Source organism: Bradyrhizobium commune, from assembly GCF_015624505.1.
GTDB lineage: Bacteria > Pseudomonadota > Alphaproteobacteria > Rhizobiales > Xanthobacteraceae > Bradyrhizobium > Bradyrhizobium commune.
In genome coordinates, this window is the sequence record NZ_CP061379.1 from 1,855,774 (window position 1) to 1,875,918 (window position 20,145).

The window sequence follows — 20,145 nt, forward strand, 5'->3', positions numbered from 1 at the left end:
CTCACCCCGACCCTCTCCCCGCAAGCGGGGCGAGGGAGAGGAGAGGGCGGTGCTCGAGGCGAAGAATGGTGAAGCCTCAGCGCCCAAAGCGCTTGGCCAGCATCTCTTTCAAGATCTGCCGCTTGATGTTCTTGTTGGTGAGCGCGCCGTCGTGCCACCAGAAGCCGTCGGCCTTCATCCTCTCGGCGGCGCGGACGAAGCGCTCGGCGACCTCGGTGAAGTCGGCATCGGTGTAGTTGAGGCTGAAGATCAGCCGGCCGGTGCCGACCCAGCTCAGCGACAGGCCCTCGGCGCGCAGGTAATATTGCAGCATCCAGTTGTAGCGGGACGGGGTGGTGTATTTCACAGTCCAGATCGACGACAGATTGGCGAACTGCACCGGCAGCTTGGCGTCGGTCATCATCTGGTTGAGCTTTTGCGCGCGGCCGTTCCAGGTCGCCTCCAGCCCGTCATAGATGGCGCGGAAGTTCGGGCTCGCGAGCCGGCTCAGGAACTCGTCCATCGCCGTCATGACGTAGGGATGCGAGTTGAAGGTGCCGCGGGCGAAGCAGATGTCGGCGGGGCGATCGTCGCGGAAGCGGCGCATCAGTTCGCGTTTGCCGCAGACCACGCCGACCGGCAGGCCGCCGGCGAGGCTCTTGCCGTAGGTCACCATGTCGGCCTTGACGCCAAAATATTCCTGGGCACCGCCGGCGGCGAGACGGAAGCCGACGAAGACCTCGTCGAAGATCAGCACGATGCCGCGCTCGGTGCAGACCTCACGCAGCTGCTTCAGCCATTCCGTGTACGCCGCGCGGTCGAAATTGCCGCCGCGGGACGAGTCGACCAGCGAGGAATCGCCGGGCGCGTTGGCATTCGGATGCAGGCCCTGCAGCGGGTTGACCAGCACGCAGGCGATGTCCTTGCGCGTGCGCAGAACGTGCAGCGTCTTCTCAGACATCTCGGCGAGGGTGTAGGTCTCGTGCGCGGCGATCGGATTGCCGACGCCGGGCTGCACGTCGCCCCACCAGCCGTGATAGGCGCCGGCGAAACGAACGAGATGGGTGCGCTTGGTGTGGTAACGCGCGAGCCGCACCGCCTGCATTACGGCTTCGGTGCCGGACATGTGGAACGAGACCTCGTCGAGGCCCGAGATCTGGCAGAGCCGCTGCACGTTCTCGAGGATGACGGGATGGTAGGGGCCGAGCACCGGTCCGAGAGCATGCGCCCGCTTCTCGGAGCCCTCGATGCATTCCTTGTAGAAGTCGTTACCGAAGATGTTGACGCCGTAGGAGCCGGTGAGGTCGTAGGAGGTGTTGCCGTCGACGTCCGTGACGGTGACGCCGCTGGACGATTCCATGAAGGTCGAGGTGCCCAGATGCTCGCGGACGAGACGCGAGAACTGGAACGGCACGCGGTAGCTCTCGGTGAAGTTCAGGTCGGAGATCGTCTCCGCCGCTTCCCTGGTCATCGCGCGGCCCTTGGGGTAGCGATCGGCGTAGAGGCGCGCGAGGCGGAAGAAGGCGTCCTTGCGTTGCATCACCACATTCGCCGGCGCACCGTCGCAGCCGAAATACGCATCGCCCTCGAACTCGTAGAACGGCAGCAGCCGCGCCACCCGCCGCGACATCTTGGAGTGCCCGGCGAGCGAGCGGTGTTTGGCGCGGGAGAGCGCGACGCGCGCCTTGAGCTTCGGGAAGACGGCGGCAGCGGACGCTGCGGCGGCCACGGAAAATGAGAGAATCGGGAGTGTCGTTTCCATGACAACAAGCGCTAACCGGACCAGCTGACAGATTCATGACAGTCAAAGCCCTCATCGCCTCTTTCACCCAGCAGGAAGACCTCAACTTCCTGTTGACCAACCGCATCCCCCGCGCGGCCGTGACCCGCTTCATGGGCTGGTTCTCCAAGATCGAGAATCCGCTGGTGCGGGATGGCTCGATCGCCCTGTGGAGGCTGTTCTCCGACCTCGATCTGTCGGAGGCGCGGAAAACCCATTTCGAGAGCCTGCACGACTGCTTTACCCGCGAGCTGAAGCCCGGCCTGCGGCCCTTTGATCCCGACCCTTCCGTCGTCGCCAGCCCCTCGGACGGCATCGTCGGCGCCCATGGCCGGATTGCCGATACCGAGCTGTTCCAGGTCAAGGGTGCGCCCTATTCGCTGCTCGATCTCTTGGGCGATTCCGCCCTGGTCGACCAGCATCGCAACGGAAGCTTCGTCACGCTGCGGCTGACGTCGAGCATGTATCACCGCTTTCATGCGCCCTGTGATGCGCATATCGAGCGTGTCACGCTGATCCATGGCGACGTCTGGAACGTCAACCCGATCGCGCTGAAACGGGTCGAGCGGCTGTTCTGCAAGAATGAGCGCGCGGTGATCCGCACGCATTTGTCGACCGGCGAGGCGGTGACGCTGGTGCCGGTCGCTGCGATCCTGGTCGCAAGCATCCGTCTGCACTTCCTCGACATGGTGCTGAACGCGCAGACCTGCGGCCCGGTCAATTTTCCCTGCGATGTCAACGTGACCAAGGGCGAGGAGCTTGGCTGGTTCGAGCATGGCTCGACCATTATCATCCTCGCACCCGGCGATTTCACCTTCTGCGACGGCATTGCCGAAGGCATGCGCATCCGCGCCGGTCAAGCACTGCTGCAAAAAAACTAGCCTTCAATCTGCCGTTTCGGCCGCCTATATCGTCCGCGGGGACGAATCGATCGACACGGGTTTGGTGATGGCGCGGGCGCCGGTAATGGCGGCGGGTGGTATTGTGCTGCGGCGTGGCGACACGCCGCTGGTTGCAATCGTGCGCCAGCGCAAGCGCAATGAATGGGTCCTGCCCAAGGGCAAGCTCGACGACGGCGAGACGCCGAAGGAAGCCGCCCATCGCGAGGTGCTGGAGGAGACCGGCCACGACGTCGCCATCCACGAATTTCTGGGCACGATCGCCTACCAGTCCGGCGGCCGCTCCAAGATCGTGCATTTCTGGCGGATGGAGGCCGAGGGCGGCCCGGTTCGCAAGCTGATGAACGACATCAAGGCGGTGGACTGGGTGCCGCTGGAGGACGCGATCGCGCGACTGTCGCGCGAATATGAGCGCGCCTTCCTCACCCAGATCGGCCCGGTCGCCATTGCAGCCTCAGGTCTAGCGTCTTCGCCCGCGCCCGAGCCGACCCCGCCGCTCGCTGCCGACGACATCGACGCCGCCTTGCAGACGTTGACCCCTGCCGAAGCCGCCTCCGTCGACGAACTGCACCACGGCCTGCTGCAAAAGGTGAGGGCGTGGCTCCGCGGCGAGGCGTGAGGTCTCTTCACCCTTGGTGAATATTCGCGCGTGGGCCTGGTCGGGTTAGCGTCAGCTGCCTCCAAATCGTCATTGCGAGAGAATCTTTCCGCGGAGGGACTCTGGATTGCTTCGCTGCGCTCGCAATGACGGAGAGGAGACGGCGGATCGAGCCTCTCTTGCAGAATTTTCGCAGAAGCTACCGCCTCTTCTTCTCTTTCGGAGCCAGCGCGGGTTTGCGCGCCGCGGCGGGGCGCTGTGCACCTGGCAGGCGCTGCTGCAAGCCGGGTTGACGCTGCACGCCGCCTTGTTGCGGCTGGACCGCTGGTTGCGCGCCGGGCTGTCCGGGCTGCAATCCCGTGCGCGGCGTTTGCGGCGTGGCGCCTTGTTGCGTCGGTGATGCGCCGCCGGGCTGCGTGCCTTGTCCGGTGCGCGGCTGGCCGGCCGGCTGTCCGGGACCCTGACCTTGTTGCTGCCCCTGGCCCGCGCGCGGCGTGCCCGGTTGCACAGCGCCGCCTTGTCCCTGCCGCTGCGGCGTCTGCGTGCCGGGTTGCGTTCCCTGGCGGTTCGGTGTTCCCGGCTGCTGCTGCTGACCCGGACGGTTGTTCTGACCCGGCTGGCCGTTCGGCCGCTGCGGCTGTTGTTGGCCCGGCGCGGTGTTCGGCCGCAATTGTTGCTGTTGCGGCGGCTGCGCCGGCCGCGGAATACGGCTGATAGCCGCCGGGTTGGCGCGGCGGAAGTCGCGCTGCTCGGTGACGATCTGCCGGCCCGAGGTCTGAGCTGCGTGCACCTGGCTGACGAAGCCGCGGTCGCGCGCAAGCTGCTGCGGCGGGATCGTGATCGGCACCGCGGCGAAGCGCATGCCAGCGGGGCCACCAGTACCCGGACGAATCGCAAAGCCGCTCGATCCTTGCGTCAGCGCGCCGAGACGTACGCCACTGGTGCGGTCGTTGACGTCGATATGCCCGACCCGGCCATCGGCGTCGGGATAGAGCTTGATGTTGACGTTGTTCGCAGTGTTCGCGGTCAGATTCTCGGGCACGTCGACGACGCCGGTGGTGCCGCGGATGCCGAGCGTCGCGGTTGGCGTTGCGATCTTCATGTCGCCGGTCTTTGCTACCGCCGCCGCAACGAAGGCGACCGTACCCTTGCCGATGTCGAAGATCGCGGAATTCTGCTTGCCGCCGTCCTCGTATACGTAATTGTCGATCGTGATCCTGGCGCTGGCCGAGAGATTGAACGTGGTCGCGTCGTTGAAGGTGATGCCGAGCGAGGAGTTCGACGAGGTCCGCACGACATCGTTGAGATAGATGTCGTCGCGCACCTTCAGCGGATATGAATTCTTGTCGCGGATCACGGTCGCAATTCCCGTCACCGTCGCGACGTTGCCGATCGGTTCGACAGCGGTGGATTGCGCGTCCGTTGCCGGCGTCGGTGTGGCAGCCGGCGCCGGCGAGGCCGCAGGCGCCGGGTGTGCTTGCGGCTGCGCCTGCGCAAGCTCGATCGCCTCAGAGGCGCACGCATCCCTTGAGCCTGCCAGCGGCAGCGCCAGCAGCGGCAAAGCAAGCACGACGCGGCGCCAAGCCACTATCAAAGCCACGAATGAGGTCCCGGTAAGAACGCGAGGCGAGATCGGCCGATATCAGCCGGATGTGGCTGAATGGCGGATGAACATCTGTCGCATGGGACGGGCCAACGCTCAAACGCCACGTCCCATGTCGGGGACGTGGCGCCATCATAGGAACAAGAACACTTGCCAGCGGCGGACGCCGCCCTGCGTCAGCTCACGCGCTTCCACGTCTCGCCGCCGCAGACCATGCCGCCCAAGGCACAGCCCTGCACGCGCAGCGCGTCCGGGCTCTTCAGCGCGATCGTCGAGTCGTAGTTCTTGCCGGACCTCGGATCGCGGATGCTGCCACTCCACTTGGCGCCGTCGGGCTTCATATTGATCAGGATCAGCTCGTGGTTCTTCTCGGCATAGCCGCAGAGATTGGAGCCGCACTGTTCGACGCGGACATTGCCCTTGTTCTGTTCGGTCGCCCATACGCCGATTGGCGTATTCGCGGTCGGCGCGGACGCGGCGGCCACCGGAGCGGGTGCGGCAGGCGGCGCAGGAGGTACAGCGACCGGCGCGGGCTGCGTCGTCTTGTCGAAGCCGACTGACGGAGCGGCAGCAATCGTCGTTGCGGGAGCGGGAGCCGCGGGCGCGGCTGGCGCGGTCGCCTGAACCGGCGCCTGCTGCGCTGGAGCTGGTGCGGGCGGCGCGGCGGCGGGAGCCGGCGCGTCGTCGTCGTGCTTGGACCCAAGGTTGTTGAGATTGATGTCGTTCAGCTTGATCGGCTTGTCCGACAGGCTAGGGGCCACGACGGTGACGCAATTGAGCGAGGCGCAATTGCGCGACCTCTCGATGCGGATATTCTGGCCGTCGACCTGGAACGAGATCGAATTGCCGGCATGCGCGACGGCGGTCGAAGCGAGGAAGAGTGCAGTGGCGGCGATGGTGAGCTTGTTCATGACAGCCTCCAAAATTGCGTGATCCCGTGATGGCCTGAAGTCGCCGACGCGGTGAATGTGGTTCGGACCCTATGCCGGGCTTGTCCGGACTTCTGTGATGGATGTCACAACGGCTCGCGCCGCTCCTCGGTGAGGCAGCGCACATTCAGCCGCGGTTCATCGGCGTAACGTCGTCGCGACACGAAGGAGGCGTCGATGAAGCGGCTTGCGACTTCGCTTGGCATTTTGATCGCACTGACGGCGATTGCGCCCGCGGCACACGCCAATTCCTACGACTTCGCGTTCCGCGGCCGAAGGTTCCACGTCGAAGCCCCACGCAACTGCCGTTCGGCATCTTGCGTTTCGATCTCCTCAACGCGCGGCATCCAGCCATCCCAGGGCGTCGACACAACCCCGGTCTCACCTCCTGCGCCGGTGCCGGTGGCTGCGACGCCGCAGCCGAACTGCCCGCCAGCCCCGATCAGACCGCCTCAAGCGACCGTCGTGCCGCAACCGGCACCACCGCCTGCGCCCGTCCTTGCAGCCACGGCGTCCCGGCCCGCCACCCTGTCACCCACGCCGAGCCTCGCGCCGCCGCACATCGACCCGCCACAAACGATATCTCTCGATCCGCCGCGCATTGCGCCCGCGCCTGTCGCGATCTCACCGCCGAGTGCCGATGAGCCGGCCGATTCACCGCTCGGCCAATGGGAGAGCGCAGGCGCCAAGAGTGCGGTCCGCATCGAACGTTGCGGTCCCGCGCTGTGCGGCTATGCGCTGACGGAGGCTTCAACCAAGGGCGAGAGCGTGCTCGTCAACATGATGCCGAAATCGGACGGCGTCTGGGCCGGTAACATCTACAGCCGTGCCAGCGGCCACACTTATTATGCGACGATGAGGCTGAAGGCATCCGGCAAGCTCCACGTCGAAGCCTGCGCCCTCGGCCATTTCTGGTGCACCGGCAACGACTGGACGCGGGTCGAGGAGGGGCGTGAGCCGGTGATCACGAGATCGCGGCAATGGAGTGCGCGGTCGTAATCGATGAATTTCTCTTACCCTCCAGGGCAGGGTGTAAATCCCCTATCCAATTTGTCATCGTCCTACACCGAACCTGCCGCGCGGCAGGGGCGCGCTGCTGTTTGACGGCGCGGTCTGCGATGCGCAGTTCGGTGCGCCGCAGAACGGTACGGCGACATCGGCCGAGTACAAGCGCTGCATGCGTTCGCGCCGCTGGCGCTTCGATCACACCAGGCGCGAGAAGGACGATCGCTATCCAGATCCAGATAATCCCGGCATGATGTGCCGCGATTTCAAGATCGGCGGCATCACCGGATCGGACTGCTCCAACTTCTGAAGCGACTTTGCCCGGTCGCGCGCATTGCGGGCGGCCGGCATGGTTAACCGAAACTGAAATCGAAACGCTAAAGAGTCTTTAAGTAAATTCACCGAACCTGCCGCGCATGACGCGCGGAGTTCGTTTGTATCTCGTCGGCTCCATCGTCCTTGTATCGCTTGCGGGTTGCGGTCGTGGCTTCTTCCAGGCCGAACGCGAACCGTGGCGGGCCGAGGCCGAAGCAGCGTGCCTGAAATCCGGTGCGGTGAAAGAGAGCGCGGACATCGTCCGCATCGATCCGATCTCCGGTCCCGGCATGTGCGGCGCCGAGTTCCCGCTGAAGGTCGCCGCGATCGGCGACCCCTCCTCGAGCTATGGCTTTGCCGACGAGGAGCTGCGCCCGCCCGGGAGCATCGGCAACCAGCCGCGCTGGCCGATGACGCAGCCGCAATCGAACTATCCGGCGTCCGGCTATCCGCAGCGACAAAATTATCCCGAAGCGGCCGTGCGCCAGCCCACCGGCTATGGCGCGTCCTCCGGCCCGGTCTCGCTCAGCGCGCCCGGCGTGGCGCCGCAGGAAGACGAGATCGACCTGCCGCCCGAGGGCACCGACGCCGCAGGAGCGGCGCGCTACATGAACGCGCCGAGCTATCCGGCGCGACAGCCGGCACCCTATTCGCAGGCTCCGGAGCAGCAGCCGCTGCCGCGCCTTGGCCCAGTGCAGGGCAATCCCGTCACCGCCGTCGGTCCCGTCGCGGTGAAGCCGACCGCGACGCTCGCCTGTCCGATCGTGTCCGAGCTCGACCGCTGGTTTGCCGACACCGTGCAGCCTTCGGCGATGCGCTGGTTCGGCCAGCGTGTGGTCGAGATCAAGCAGATCTCCGCCTATTCCTGCCGCGGCATGAACGGCAATCCGCACGCCCACATTTCCGAGCATGCCTTCGGCAATGCGCTCGACGTCGCCGGCTTCACGCTCGCGGACGGCCGCCGCATCTTGGTGAAGGATGGCTGGCACGGTCTGCCTGAGGAGCAGGGCTTTCTGCGCGACGTGCAATCGGGCGCCTGCGCACATTTCACCACGGTGCTCGCGCCGGGCTCCAACGTCTATCACTACGATCACATCCACGTCGATCTGATGCGCCGCGCCAGCCGCCGCCTGATCTGCCAGCCGGCCGCCGTCTCCGGCGAAGAGGTCGCCGCCCGCGCGCAGGGGCGTAACCCCTACGCCAACACCCGCGATCCCTACGTCACCGGCTCGCTCGGCGCGCGCAAGAGCGGCAAGCACGAGAAGATCAACGAGGAAGACGAGTTCTCGGACGATTAGTCTAGCGCCTCGCCAGTAGCCCGGATGGAGCGAAGCGCAATCCGGGACAGCATCCCCGCATTTCGCTTCGCTCCATGCGGGCTACGACCACGTCAACGAGATGACCTCCATCGTCCGCTATCTCACCCATCCACAGGTGCAAATCGATCCCGCTGTGCCGGTTCCACAATGGGGCCTGAGCGAGGTCGGGTGCGCGCGCACCGAGACGGCGGCGAAGGCGAGCTGGCTTGCGAACACAAGGCAGATCGTCTCCAGCGGCGAGCGCAAGGCGATCGAGACCGCCGAGATCGTCGCGAGCCGGCTTGGCCTCATGATCGAGATCCGCGAGGCCATGCATGAGAACGATCGCTCGGCGACGGGCTTTCTCGTGGCGGCCGAGTTCGAGCAGGTTGCCGACCAGTTTTTCGCTGAGCCTCATCTCAGCATTCGCGGCTGGGAGCGCGCCATCGATGCGCAGGCGCGTATCGTGCGCGAAGCGGAAGCAGTGCTCGCGCGCAATCGCCCGGGCGACATTCTCTTCGTCGGCCACGGCGCCGTCGGCACGCTGCTGTTCTGCCATTATGCCGGCCATCCCATCGATCGCGTCCACGATCAGCCGGCCGGTGGCGGCAGCTGCTTCGCGTTCGCACGAGACGGGCGCCGTGTCCTGCATGGCTGGCGCAGAATGGAAGATGTCTGAGGGCTAGCTCGCCCGATACGCCGCCAAGAACATCCGCGTCGCGCTGTCGATCACTTCAGCCATGCGCTCTTCCGACGGCGGTGGCGCGGCCTGGAAGACGAAGGGCAGGAAGAGCGAGGCCTTGCACAATTCCATGAACTGAGAGGCGGCGAGGTCGCAATCGTCGATCTTGAGATCGCCGGAGGCGACATGGGCTTTGAGATATTCGGACAGCCGGTTGATGGTCTTGTCCAGCACGCGCAGGTAATAGCGGCGGCCGACGTCGGGCATGCGCTCGGCGATCGCCATCACGGTGCGGATCGCCGATCCACCGCCGGGCCGGCACAGCAGATGGAGATAGGCCGCGCCAAATTCCTTCAGCGTGGTCTCGGCGTCGCGCACCGGATCGAAGTTGAACACGACCTGGCCGTGCTGGAGCGCTTCCTCTTCGAGGATCGCTTCGAACAGGGCGCATTTGTCGGCGAAGTAGACGTAGAGCGTGCCCTTCGAGACCGCGGCCGCGCGCGCGATCTCGCCCATACTGGACCCGTCAAAACCGAGATCCATGAACACCTTGCGGGCGCCGTCCAGGATCTGGCGGCGCTTCGAGCTGTCCTCTTCGGAGACGACGTGCAGATGTTCGCGGTCGGCTGCAACCATTGGTTTAGGGTCTCGAAAGGTTTTGGGCAGGGTCTCGAACCATGAAACCCGAATAAAGGATTCGGGCCAGTAGGGTCCAACGCGGGAATAATGTATATTGACCGAACCGTTCGGTCAATGGTATTTGGGGTGGATGACCGGGAGGAGGCCGCGTGGCGGCCCGTCCTGCATCGCGCTTTTTTATTGGGGAGGCCTTTATGGCCACATCGAGAGACCAGGCTGCGCGCGTCCTTCGCCAGGAAGCGGTGGAGACGAGTTCGGCGAACGGTGACGCGGCGACCGAGAAATCGGCCGCGCTGGCCGAGCAGCTGCGATCTCATGTGGCCGAGGAAACCAAGCGCCGCCCCGGCGAGGCGCCGGAGAAGCCTGCGACCGACAAGCCGGCCGCTGATCAGCCCGCCCCCCAGGCGGCTGCTGCCGCGCCAAAATCCGGCAAGCGCAAATTCGTCATGATGGGCATCGGCCTCGTGCTGGCGCTCGCGGCCGCGAGCTATGCCGGCTACTACACGCTGGTCGGCCGCTTCTATGTCTCAACCGACGACGCCTATGTCCGCGCCAACAACACCATGCTCGGCGCGCGCGTGGCCGGCCATATCTCCTCGATTCTCGCCGGCGACAACACGCTGGTGCATGCCGGTGACACCATCCTTCGTATCGACGACGGCGACTACAAGATTGCGGTCGACGCGGCTGCGACCCGGATCGGCACCCAGCAGGCCACCATCGATCGCATCGGCCGCCAGATCGCGGCGCTCGACAGCCAGGTCGTGCAGGCCAAGGCGCAGCTCGTCTCCGCCGAAGCCGGTCTCAAGCGCGCCGATCTCGACTATGAGCGCCAGCAGGCGCTGAGCAGCAAGGGCTTTGCCTCGCGCGCCACGTTCGAGACCTCGGAAGCCGGACGCGACCAGGGCGCTGCCGCCGTCAAGGCCGCACAGGCCGCCTACGACGTTGCGGTCAGCAATGTCGACGTCGCCAAGGCCCAGCAGGCCGAGGCGCAGGCGCAGCTTGCCGAGCTCAAGACCACGCTGGCCAAGGCCGAACGTGACCTCTCCTTCACCGCGGTGCGCGCGCCCATCGACGGCATCTTCTCTAACCGTCTCGTCAGCGCCGGCGACTTCATCGCGGTCGGCCAGCGTCTCGGCAATGTTGTGCCGCTCGACGACGTCTATATCGATGCCAATTTCAAGGAGACCCAGCTCAAGCGGATCCGTCCCGGTCAGCCGGTCACGATCAAGGTCGACGCCTACGGCATGCGCAAGTTTGCCGGCGTCGTCGAGAGCATCGCGGCCGGCTCCGGTTCGGTGTTCACGCTGCTGCCGCCGGATAACGCCACCGGCAACTTCACCAAGATCGTGCAGCGCGTGCCGGTCCGCATCCGCGTGCCGAAGTCGGTCGCCAGGCAGAACCTGCTCCGCGCCGGCATGTCGGTCTACGCGAGCGTCGACACCAACAAGGGTGCCGCCGACGCCGACAGCGAGATCGACCTCGACGATCCCACCATGATCCATCCGCAGTAGGACGTACTGCGATGAGGTCTCACGCCCCCTTGCCCCGCGCGCAGGTGCGCTCCCTCTCCCGCTTGCGGGAGAGGGCTGGGGAGAGGGTGTCTCCGCCGGCGAGACTCCCCAAGAGGATAGAGCCCTCACCCGCCGCGCTCTTTGAGCGCGTCGACCTCTCCCGCAAGCGGGAGGGGGGTACCCAACTCGCAGCTTGCTTGGATCAGAGCTGATACCATGGCGAACGCCACGACTGCTTCACCTGCCATGATGGCGGCCGCCGCTTCGGAGCGCATCGCGCCGAAGCGGCTGTTTGCCTTCATCATCATGGTGTTCGGGATGTTCATGTCGATCCTGGACATCCAGATCGTTTCGGCGTCCCTGAGCGAAATCCAGGCCGGCCTGTCGGCGAGCTCGAGCGAAGTGTCCTGGGTCCAGACCGCCTATCTGATCGCCGAAGTCATCGCGATCCCGCTGTCGGGCTTTCTGTCGCGCGCCTTCGGCACGCGGCTTCTGTTCGCGATCTCCGCGGCCGGCTTCACCATCTCGAGCCTGCTATGCGGCTTTGCCACGACCATTGAGGAGATGATCCTCTGGCGCGCGCTCCAGGGCTTTCTCGGCGCCGGCATGATCCCGACGGTGTTCGCCTCAGCCTACACCGTGTTCCCGCGTTCGAAATTCCACATCGTCGGTCCCATCATCGGGCTCGTCGCGACACTGGCGCCGACCATCGGGCCGACCGTCGGCGGCTATATCACCGACCTGATGTCGTGGAACTGGCTGTTCTTCATCAACGTCGTCCCCGGCATCGTCATTACTCTTGGTGTGTGGGCGCTGGTCGATTTCGACGAGCCGCATTTCGAGCTGCTCGATCGCTTCGACTGGTGGGGCCTGATCTTCATGGCCGGCTTCCTGGGCACGCTGGAATATGTGCTGGAGGAGGGCCCGCAATATGAATGGTTGCAGGACACCTCGGTCGCGATCTGTGCCGCGGTCGGCGCCATCTCGGCGATCGCCTTTTTCTGGCGCGTGTTCACGGCGGCTGAGCCGATCGTCAATCTGCGCACCTTCTCCAACCGCAATTTCGCGGTCGGCTGCGTGCTCCAGTTCTGCATCGGCATCGGCCTCTACGGCCTGACCTACATCTATCCGCGCTATCTCGCCGAAGTTCGCGGCTACAGCGCGCTGATGATCGGCGAGACCTTGTTCGTCTCCGGCATCACCATGTTCCTGGTCGCGCCTTTGGTCGGCCGTCTCATGGTGAAGCTCGACATGCGCTACATGATCGCGTTCGGCCTGATCGTGTTCGCGATCGGCTCCTACCAGATGACCTGGATCACCCGCGATTTTGATTTCTACGAGTTGCTTGTGCCGCAGATCCTGCGCGGTATCGGCATGATGTTCGCGATGGTGCCGACCAACAACATCGCGCTCGGCACGCTGGCGCCGGAGCGGGTGAAGAATGCCTCGGGCCTGTTCAACCTGATGCGCAATCTCGGCGGCGCGGTCGGGCTTGCCGTCATCAACACCGTGCTCAACGACCGCACCGACCTCCACATCACCCGTCTCCAGGAGCGGGTGACCTGGGGCAATGCGACCGCGACCGAGACTCTGACCATGCTGGCGCAGAAGTTCCAGGGGCTCGGCGACGCCTCGCTGATGGCGATGAAGCAGCTCAGCCAGATCGTGCATCGCCAGGCCGCGGTGATGAGCTTTGGCGATGCCTTCTTCGCGTTGACGCTGTTCTATCTCGGCCTCAGCCTGTTGGTCACGCTGTTGAACAAGCCGGCCTCGATGACCGGCGGCGGCGACGCGCACTAAATTGCAACACTCGCGCGTGATTGCGCGCGAGGCCGTTGCAAATCATCGGCGACGCATCTATAAAGCCCACCTCATTCATTCGAACCGGGGAGGGATTTGCATGATTTCGTTGCACTCGCAGATCGCACGCTCGCGTTCGATGACCTCGCTCGGTGTGTGCTCGGCCCTTTAGAGGCCATTTCCGCCAGCTTCGATTGGGCCAAGGTTTCGACCGAGAGTCCCGATCGCTCCGCTTCCCAAGTCAAAGCCAAGTTTAGCTGACGCCGCCTCGGCCTTCGTGGCCGGCCTGCGTTCATCGATGGGGCCGGCCCGCATAAGCGGCCGGATGATGCCATGACCGCTCTGTCAAAAAAGCCCGCGGCGATCCGCGTGGTGTTGCCCTTCGTGTTCCGGCACTGGCTGAAGCAGCCAGGGCGGACGTTCGTCATCGCCGTCGGCCTGCTGGGCGCGACCGTCGCCGACCTGTTCATGCCGGTCTTCTCGGGCCATCTGGTCGACGCGCTCACGCGCGGGCCGTCCGATGTCGAGGCGCGTCATGCCGCGCTCGTGGCCTTGGGCGGCATCGTGGCGCTGGGCGCGACCTCGATGGTGATGCGGCTGGCCGGCCTCCAGGTGATCGTGCCGTTCACGCTCAAGATCATGTCCGAGGTGGCGCAGGATGCATTCATGCGCGTGCAGCGGTTTTCGACCGACTGGCACGCCAACTCCTTTGCCGGCTCGACGGTGCGCAAGATCACCCGCGGCATGTGGGCGCTCGACCTGTTGAACGACACCCTCCTGTTGGCGCTTCTGCCGTCGCTGGCCGTGCTGATCGGCTCGATGATCCTGCTCGGTGTGCACTGGGCCTCGCTCGGCGCGGTGATCGCGCTTGGCGCGGCTGCCTATGTCACGATGACGGTGCTGTTCTCGACGCGCTACATCGCACCGGCCGCGCGCGTGTCCAATGCGTGGGACACCAAGGTCGGCGGCACGCTGGCGGATGCACTGACATGCAACGCGGTGGTGAAATCATTCGGCGCGGAGATGCGCGAGGATGCGCGGCTCGCCCGCGTCATCAAGCGCTGGCGCGTGCGGGTGCGGCGGACCTGGTTTCGCTACAACTACACCGCTATGGCGCAGCTTTCGCTGCTGCTGTGCCTGCGTGCGTCCGTGATCGGCGGCTCGGTGCTGCTCTGGATGTACGGGCATGCCTCGCCCGGAGACGTCACCTATGTGCTGACGAGCTACTACGTCATTCACGCTTACTTGCGCGACGTCGGCATGCACATCAACAACCTCCAGCGTTCGGTCAACGACATGGAGGAGTTGGTGGCGATCCATGACGAGCCGATCGGCATTGCCGACGCGGCGGACGCGCTGCCGATTGCGATCGAGCGCGGTGAGATCGTGTTCGACGACGTCACGTTCCACTATGGCGGCCATCGCGCGCCGCTATATGACGGGCTATCGGTCAGGATCCGTGCAGGCGAACGTGTCGGCCTCGTCGGCCGTTCCGGCTCCGGCAAGACCACTTTCGTCAAGCTGGTGCAGCGGCTCTACGACGTCACCGCCGGTCGTGTGCTGATCGATGGGCAGGACATCGCCCTGGCCACGCAGCATTCGCTGCGCAGCCAGATCGCGATCGTGCAGCAGGAGCCGATCCTGTTTCACCGCACGCTTGCCGAGAACATCGCCTATGGCCGGCCGGGTGCGAGCCTCGAGGCGATCGAGCAGGCGGCGCGGCTCGCGAACGCGCACGACTTCATCCTGCGCCTGCCGAAGGGCTACGGCACCCTCGTCGGCGAGCGCGGCGTGAAGCTGTCGGGCGGCGAGCGGCAGCGCGTGGCGCTGGCGCGCGCCTTCCTGGCGGATGCGCCGGTGCTGATCCTGGACGAGGCGACCTCCAGCCTCGATTCGGAATCGGAGGCGCTGATCCAGCAGGCGATGGAACGGCTGATGAAGGGACGGACCTCGATCGTGATCGCGCACCGGCTCTCAACGGTCCGCAGTCTCGACCGGATCCTGGTGTTCGACCGCGGCGAGATGGTCGAGCAGGGCACGCATGCCGTGCTCGCGGGCAAGCCGGGCGGCATCTATCGCAGCCTGTTTGAGCGCCAGGTGGTGGAGCTCGGGCAGATCGCAGCAGCGGAATGACGCGCGTGGCCGGCCGACGAGGGCCGGCCACGCCGCCAGAGGATGGAATGAGATGAAAGACCTGACGCACGGCTCCGTCGTGAAGCACATCCTGGCCATGGCGCCGCCGATCATGGCCGGCATGATCTCGATCATGATCTGCCAGCTGGTCGATCTGTATTTCGTGTCGGGCCTGGGCGATGCCGCCGTTGCGGGTGTTGCCGCGGCCGGCAATGCCGGCTTTCTCGTCAACGCGCTGCTGCAGGTGCTCGGTGTCGGCGCGGTGGCGCTGATCGCGCATGCCGTGGGACGCAAGGACCGGCCGGACGCCAATCTGATCTTCAACCAGGCGGTCGCGCTGTCGGTGATATTCGGCCTGTTGACCCTGGTCGCGGGCGCAGCGCTGTCGCGGCGCTACATGCGTTCGGTTGCGGCGGACCAGGCCACGATCGAGGCCGGGACGACTTACCTGTTGTGGTTCATGCCGGCGCTCGCGCTGGAATTCGTCATGCAGGTGATTGCATCCGCGTTGCGCGCGACCGGCATCGTGCGCCCAGCCATGCTGGTGCGGGTCCTCGCTGTTATCATCAACATCGCGCTGGCGCCGGTGCTGATCTCGGGCTGGGGCACCGGCTACGCGCTCGGGGTTGCCGGTGCGGGGCTCGCGAGCTCGATAGCGGTCGCCATCGGCGTTCTGATGCTGCTGGCGTATTTCCGCAAGGTCGAGCGCTATGTCGCCTTCAATGCGGCGCAGTGGCGTCCGCAGCCGCGCCATCTGAAGCGCATCCTCAATGTCGGCTTGCCGGCCGGCGGCGAGTTCGCGATGATGTTCATTTTCATGGCGGTGGTGTATTACGTGCTGCGCGATTTCGGCGCGGCGGCGCAGGCGGGATTCGGGATCGGGCAGCGGATGCTCGGCCTGATCCAGATGCCGGCGCTCGCGGTTGCGCTCGCGGCAGGACCGATCGCCGGCCAGAACGTCGGCGCTGGCAACGGTGCGCGCGTGCGGGAAACCTTCGTCAAGGCGGCGCTGATCACCACCGTCGTGATGATCGGCTTCATGCTGCTTGCGCAGCTGAAGCCGCAGTTCCTGCTCGCCGGATTCTCCAACGACCAGGAGACCATGGCGATCGCCTATCTGTTCCTGCGGATCATCTCGCTCAACATGGTGGCGCAGGGGCTGATCTTCACCTGCTCGAGCATGTTCCAGGGCCTCGGCAACACCAAGCCGGTGCTCGTGAGCTCGGCAACGCGCGTCTTCACCTATTCGCTGCCGGCGATCTGGCTGTCGACGCGGCCGGGCTTCCGCATGGAGCACGTCTGGTACCTGTCGGTCGCAGCGACCACGCTGCAGGCGGCCTTGAGTCTGTGGCTGCTGCATCGCGAGTTCGGGAAGCGCGTTGCGCTGCCGCCGCGGGAGAAGGCTAAGGAGCCTGTCGGCGACGAGCCCGCCGCACCTCTCGCACGCGAGCTAGCGTAACCACGGCTTGTTCCATCCCCGCAGCTCCGGTTAGTTTGCCGGCTGCGGGGATGGATGGGCAGCAGAAGGGCTGAATGGACGGCGCAACGAACGAGCAGCGGCCGGTGTCCATGCTCTCCGCAATCTGGGCGGCGCGCTATCGTACGCCGGCCCGCTTCGTTGCGCTGATCGCGCTGCTGTTGCCATGGACGACGACCGGGCTGACCTTTGCGCTGATCCCCTGGCTGATCGCATTCGCCTTCGTCGATCTCCGCGAGTTTCCGCGCTCGCTGCTTCGTCCGATCTGCCTGCTGCCGATCGCGCTGGTCGTCCTCGCCGTCGTCGGCACGCTCTGGTCGGACGCGCCCTGGCCGGAGCGAATCCACGCGATCGGTCCGGCGGCAAAACTGCTGGTGATCCCGCTCCTGATCTACCAGTTCGAGCGCTGGCCCTACGGCAACTGGGTGTCTTCCGCGTTCCTGGCCTCCTGCGCGCTGCTGATGCTGTATTCGTTCGCTGTCGCGATCGACCCCAGCCTCTCGCTGAAACTCTATTTGTCGCGCGGGCCCTACAAGGTCGAGAGCGGGATTGCCGTGCGCAACTATATCGACCAGAGCCAGGAGTTCGCGCTCTGCGCGATTGGGCTGGTCTATCCGGTCGTGACGCTGTTTCGGGCCGGCCGCATTCGTGTCGCAGTGCTGCTCGCGGTGTTGGCGATCGGCTTCCTTGCCAACATGATGTTCGTCGTGGTCTCGCGCACCGCGCTGGTGACGTTGCCGATCCTGCTTGTGGTGTTTGCGCTGCTGCATCTGCGCTGGCGTATGGCGCTCCCCGCCGTCGGCGCGATGGCGCTGCTGGCCGTGCTGCTATGGAACGTCTCGCCAAATCTGCGCACGACCGTCGCAAAATTCGGTGGCGATTACGAACTCAGTGCCGTCGAGAACGAAGTCAGCGGCATGGGCTCACGTCTGGAATATTGGCGGAAATCGGCGCGGTTCATCGCCGACGCACCGCTGCTCGGTCACGGCACCGGTTCGATTCGCGACCTGTTCGCGAGCGCGGCTGCCGATGCGGAGATCGATCCGCTGCGCGGCGAGATCGTCAGCAATCCGCACAACCAGACCTTGAGCGTGGCCGTGCAGTGGGGTGCGCTGGGCGTCCTGGTGCTCTATGCGCTGTGGTTTGCGCATCTTCTGATGTTTCGCGGCGAGGGGCTGGCCTCTTGGATCGGCATGCTGGTGGTGGTGCAGAACGTGCTGTCCTCGCTCCTCAACACGCATCTATTCGACTTCACGTCGGGCTGGATCTACGTGCTCGGCGTCGGCGTCGCCGGCGGCATGGCACTATCGAGCTTTCGGAAAATGAAATTGTTGCAGTAGTCCTTGCGTTTCCAGAACCATTCGCCGTCCTGCCGCTGATGGATGGCGGCGTCGAATTGCGAGACCGGGAGCAGCCGGCGCTGGCTCACGAAGCTTCCCTGATAGCCGAGGCCTTCGAGAAAGGTGAAGACGTCCCCGACACTGCCGCTTGCGAGATGCCGGTTCTCGCATTCGAAAACCAGCAGAGGCCCGTCGTTGCGCAGGATCCGCTCGGCGCCCCTCAGCACCGCGAATTCGGCGCCTTCAACGTCGACCTTGAGCAGAGCGACCCTCTCGGTCGTCTTGAAATAGTCGTCCAGCGCAATCGTCGGGACCGACAGAATCGAGAAGGTCTCGGCATTCGCCTCGTTGCAACAAAGTGACGCGCCGGGCTGGTGCCCCTTTGGCACGTACAGATCCTGTTGGCCGGAATGCGAATAAACCGCCTTGGCTTCAACCGTCACGTTCGCTAGGTCGATGAGCGTGCAGATGTGCGAGAGGTTGCGCGCCAGATCCGGCTGCGCTTCGAACGCGATGACCCGGCCGTCGCGGACCCAGCGCGACAGCCAATAGACGAAGCTGCCCTTGTTGGCACCGACGTCGCAGGCGATGTCGCCGCGCCTGAGGTGTCGCCAGATTGCGAAAAGCTCCGTTCTCTCGTCGCGCAGCAGCGCCTTTAGCGCCCGAACCCGCAATCTGATGCTGACAGTCGTCAGCCAAGCCCCCCAAATCGACATCGGGCAACATATCCGTCAAAGAAAACCAAGCGATTTCGCAAGTGCAAATGTGTTCGAATTGCCTCGACACCTGAAGCGTCGGTAGTCCAATCGCCGACCGATAAATTGTCGGCGTCATGCAACGATCAAACGTAACTCGGAATTAAGCCCGCCGCAAATCGCCCTGACCCGGGCAACATAGCCTTCGATCGCTACGACAGTTTCTAATGGCCACCAATGCTGTTCCAGACGAGCGTGGCGCCCGACAGGAACAACAGGCCGAGCACGACATCGCCAAAATGCTTGTCGCTCAGCGCGTGATAGACGCGCGCCCCCAGCCATGCGCCGATCAGCGTGCCCGGAAATGCGACCAGCGCGAGCCAGACCACCTTAAAGGCGACGAGACCTGACGCCGTCTGCAACACCAGCGCGGTGGCAAGCACCGTGAAATTGAACAGCTGGAAGATGCCGCGCCGCTCATGCTTGTTCCAGCCGCGGATATTGGCCCACAGGATCGGCAGCGGCCCCGACAATCCGGCGAGCCCGCCCAGAATGCCGCCGGCAAAGCCGATCGCGCCGTCGGCGATGCGACCGCCGAACTTGAAGGCGAGCGGCCGCTTGTTGAGGTAAAGCGCGCTCGAGAAGAGCAGCAGCAGCACGCCGACGCTCAGCTTGAACACCTTTGGATCGGCGGAGGCGACCAGCATGGTCCCCAGCGGCACGCCGATCAATCCGCCGATCAGGAACGGCCACACCAGCGACAGATCAAAACCCTTCCACATCGACGGAAGCGTCGAGGTCTGCGCGATGACCGAGCAGATCAGCACCAGGGGCACCGCCAGCGAGGGCGGCAGCACATAGAGCCAGATGCCGAGCGCCATCAGCGCGGTGCCGAACCCTGCAAGCCCCGAGACGAAGCCGCCGGCCAGCGCGCCGAACAGCAGCAGCGCGTAGTTGGACGTTTCCACGATCCAAGTCCTGTCGTTCTCAACGATTCCGAGGCGTTGATCGTCGTCTGGCGCATAGCACGGATGCAGCCGGGGAGGTCAATTTCAAATCCGCACGCAAGCGTGATCCCCAAGGGCGGGCGATCCCGGAAGATGCGACTACATGACGGCCGTAAAGCAATTTAGGGGACCTGCCGCAAGCGATAACGCGCTTCGCTCGACCTCGGTTAGATGATGGAGCAAGACCATGACCCGCACGAAGATCGTCCTTGCGGCCGCGCTGTTGTCGGCTACGGCATTGATACCGACAATGGCCCAAGCCCAATTCTCCGAGCCGGCGGCCTATCAGGCCGCGCATCCCGATCGCGATGTGCTCAACGGCGGGCAACTCACGCCGGCAGGGCGCGCTGCCCGCGGCGAACCGGTGGTGTCGAGCGATGCCTACGCGGCCTATCCGTCGCCCGTTGTGCCGGCCGTCCGCACCCGCCATCGTCGTCAGCGTCAATAGAAGT

Annotated in this window: 18 protein-coding genes; 12 read left to right on the plus strand and 6 right to left on the minus strand. The window is 65.0% G+C overall.

Annotated elements, in window-relative coordinates; translation table 11 throughout:
• Nucleotides 1–76: 76 nt before the first annotated feature.
• The gene (locus IC761_RS08805) at nucleotides 77–1,741 is read right to left on the minus strand and encodes an aminotransferase class III-fold pyridoxal phosphate-dependent enzyme (protein ID WP_195802865.1); all 1,665 of its coding nucleotides are present in this window, start codon (nucleotides 1,739–1,741) and stop codon (nucleotides 77–79) included.
• Between the two features lie 35 nt (nucleotides 1,742–1,776).
• Here IC761_RS08805 and asd point away from each other — a divergent pair, with 35 nt between their 5' ends.
• Both asd and IC761_RS08815 read left to right on the plus strand, forming a co-directional pair.
• Nucleotides 1,777–2,640, plus strand: a complete 864-nt coding sequence (gene asd / locus IC761_RS08810) for an archaetidylserine decarboxylase (RefSeq protein ID WP_195802866.1) — start codon at nucleotides 1,777–1,779, stop codon at nucleotides 2,638–2,640.
• A 67-nt stretch (nucleotides 2,641–2,707) separates the two neighbouring features.
• Nucleotides 2,708–3,277 (plus strand): NUDIX hydrolase, encoded by a 570-nt coding sequence (locus tag IC761_RS08815; RefSeq protein ID WP_195802867.1) that lies wholly within the window; start codon nucleotides 2,708–2,710, stop codon nucleotides 3,275–3,277.
• A 178-nt stretch (nucleotides 3,278–3,455) separates the two neighbouring features.
• Here the strand turns inward: IC761_RS08815 and IC761_RS08820 are convergent, their stop codons facing one another.
• The gene (locus IC761_RS08820; protein WP_195804595.1) at nucleotides 3,456–4,847 is read right to left on the minus strand and encodes a FecR family protein; all 1,392 of its coding nucleotides are present in this window, start codon (nucleotides 4,845–4,847) and stop codon (nucleotides 3,456–3,458) included.
• 188 nt (nucleotides 4,848–5,035) lie between these two features.
• Entirely contained in the window at nucleotides 5,036–5,770 is a 735-nt protein-coding gene (locus IC761_RS08825) for a DUF2147 domain-containing protein (RefSeq protein ID WP_195802868.1), read from the minus strand.
• 195 nt (nucleotides 5,771–5,965) lie between these two features.
• On the opposite strand from IC761_RS08825, the gene IC761_RS08830 reads away from it, so the two are divergent.
• From IC761_RS08830 to IC761_RS08845, 4 genes are all read left to right on the plus strand, one after another.
• Nucleotides 5,966–6,787 carry a DUF2147 domain-containing protein gene (locus IC761_RS08830; protein WP_195802869.1) on the plus strand — a complete coding sequence of 274 codons (822 nt, stop codon included), beginning with the start codon at nucleotides 5,966–5,968 and terminating at the stop codon, nucleotides 6,785–6,787.
• Nucleotides 6,788–6,965: 178 nt separating this feature from the next.
• Nucleotides 6,966–7,103 (plus strand): hypothetical protein, encoded by a 138-nt coding sequence (locus IC761_RS08835; protein WP_195802870.1) that lies wholly within the window; start codon nucleotides 6,966–6,968, stop codon nucleotides 7,101–7,103.
• Between the two features lie 106 nt (nucleotides 7,104–7,209).
• Nucleotides 7,210–8,406, plus strand: coding sequence for an extensin-like domain-containing protein (locus IC761_RS08840; protein WP_195802871.1), 1,197 nt, complete (start codon nucleotides 7,210–7,212; stop codon nucleotides 8,404–8,406).
• 100 nt (nucleotides 8,407–8,506) lie between these two features.
• Nucleotides 8,507–9,085, plus strand: coding sequence for a histidine phosphatase family protein (locus tag IC761_RS08845; protein WP_195802872.1), 579 nt, complete (start codon nucleotides 8,507–8,509; stop codon nucleotides 9,083–9,085).
• 3 nt (nucleotides 9,086–9,088) lie between these two features.
• Here IC761_RS08845 and IC761_RS08850 read toward each other — a convergent pair whose 3' ends face one another.
• Nucleotides 9,089–9,724, minus strand: coding sequence for a TetR/AcrR family transcriptional regulator (locus IC761_RS08850; RefSeq protein ID WP_195802873.1), 636 nt, complete (start codon nucleotides 9,722–9,724; stop codon nucleotides 9,089–9,091).
• Between the two features lie 197 nt (nucleotides 9,725–9,921).
• Here IC761_RS08850 and IC761_RS08855 point away from each other — a divergent pair, with 197 nt between their 5' ends.
• The 5 genes from IC761_RS08855 to IC761_RS08875 all read left to right on the plus strand — a co-directional run bounded on the left by IC761_RS08855 (nucleotide 9,922) and on the right by IC761_RS08875 (nucleotide 17,991).
• Nucleotides 9,922–11,241 carry an HlyD family secretion protein gene (locus IC761_RS08855; protein WP_195802874.1) on the plus strand — a complete coding sequence of 440 codons (1,320 nt, stop codon included), beginning with the start codon at nucleotides 9,922–9,924 and terminating at the stop codon, nucleotides 11,239–11,241.
• A 216-nt stretch (nucleotides 11,242–11,457) separates the two neighbouring features.
• Nucleotides 11,458–13,041: a DHA2 family efflux MFS transporter permease subunit gene (locus IC761_RS08860; protein ID WP_195802875.1), complete on the plus strand. Its 1,584-nt coding sequence runs from the start codon at nucleotides 11,458–11,460 to the stop codon at nucleotides 13,039–13,041.
• A gap of 333 nt (nucleotides 13,042–13,374) precedes the next feature.
• Nucleotides 13,375–15,174 carry an ABC transporter ATP-binding protein gene (locus IC761_RS08865; RefSeq protein ID WP_195802876.1) on the plus strand — a complete coding sequence of 600 codons (1,800 nt, stop codon included), beginning with the start codon at nucleotides 13,375–13,377 and terminating at the stop codon, nucleotides 15,172–15,174.
• A 52-nt stretch (nucleotides 15,175–15,226) separates the two neighbouring features.
• Nucleotides 15,227–16,633: an MATE family efflux transporter gene (locus IC761_RS08870; RefSeq protein WP_195802877.1), complete on the plus strand. Its 1,407-nt coding sequence runs from the start codon at nucleotides 15,227–15,229 to the stop codon at nucleotides 16,631–16,633.
• A gap of 74 nt (nucleotides 16,634–16,707) precedes the next feature.
• Nucleotides 16,708–17,991, plus strand: a complete 1,284-nt coding sequence (locus IC761_RS08875; RefSeq protein WP_195802878.1) for an O-antigen ligase family protein — start codon at nucleotides 16,708–16,710, stop codon at nucleotides 17,989–17,991.
• Here the strand turns inward: IC761_RS08875 and IC761_RS08880 are convergent.
• Both IC761_RS08880 and IC761_RS08885 read right to left on the minus strand, forming a co-directional pair.
• Complete coding sequence (locus tag IC761_RS08880; RefSeq protein WP_195802879.1) at nucleotides 17,919–18,707, minus strand: FkbM family methyltransferase; 789 nt, start codon at nucleotides 18,705–18,707, stop codon at nucleotides 17,919–17,921. The genes IC761_RS08875 and IC761_RS08880 overlap by 73 nt on opposite strands.
• A 203-nt stretch (nucleotides 18,708–18,910) precedes the next feature.
• Nucleotides 18,911–19,654: a sulfite exporter TauE/SafE family protein gene (locus tag IC761_RS08885; RefSeq protein ID WP_195802880.1), complete on the minus strand. Its 744-nt coding sequence runs from the start codon at nucleotides 19,652–19,654 to the stop codon at nucleotides 18,911–18,913.
• A 226-nt stretch (nucleotides 19,655–19,880) separates the two neighbouring features.
• On the opposite strand from IC761_RS08885, the gene IC761_RS08890 reads away from it, so the two are divergent.
• Nucleotides 19,881–20,141, plus strand: a complete 261-nt coding sequence (locus IC761_RS08890) for a hypothetical protein (protein WP_195802881.1) — start codon at nucleotides 19,881–19,883, stop codon at nucleotides 20,139–20,141.
• The last annotated feature ends 4 nt before the right edge of the window (nucleotides 20,142–20,145 follow it).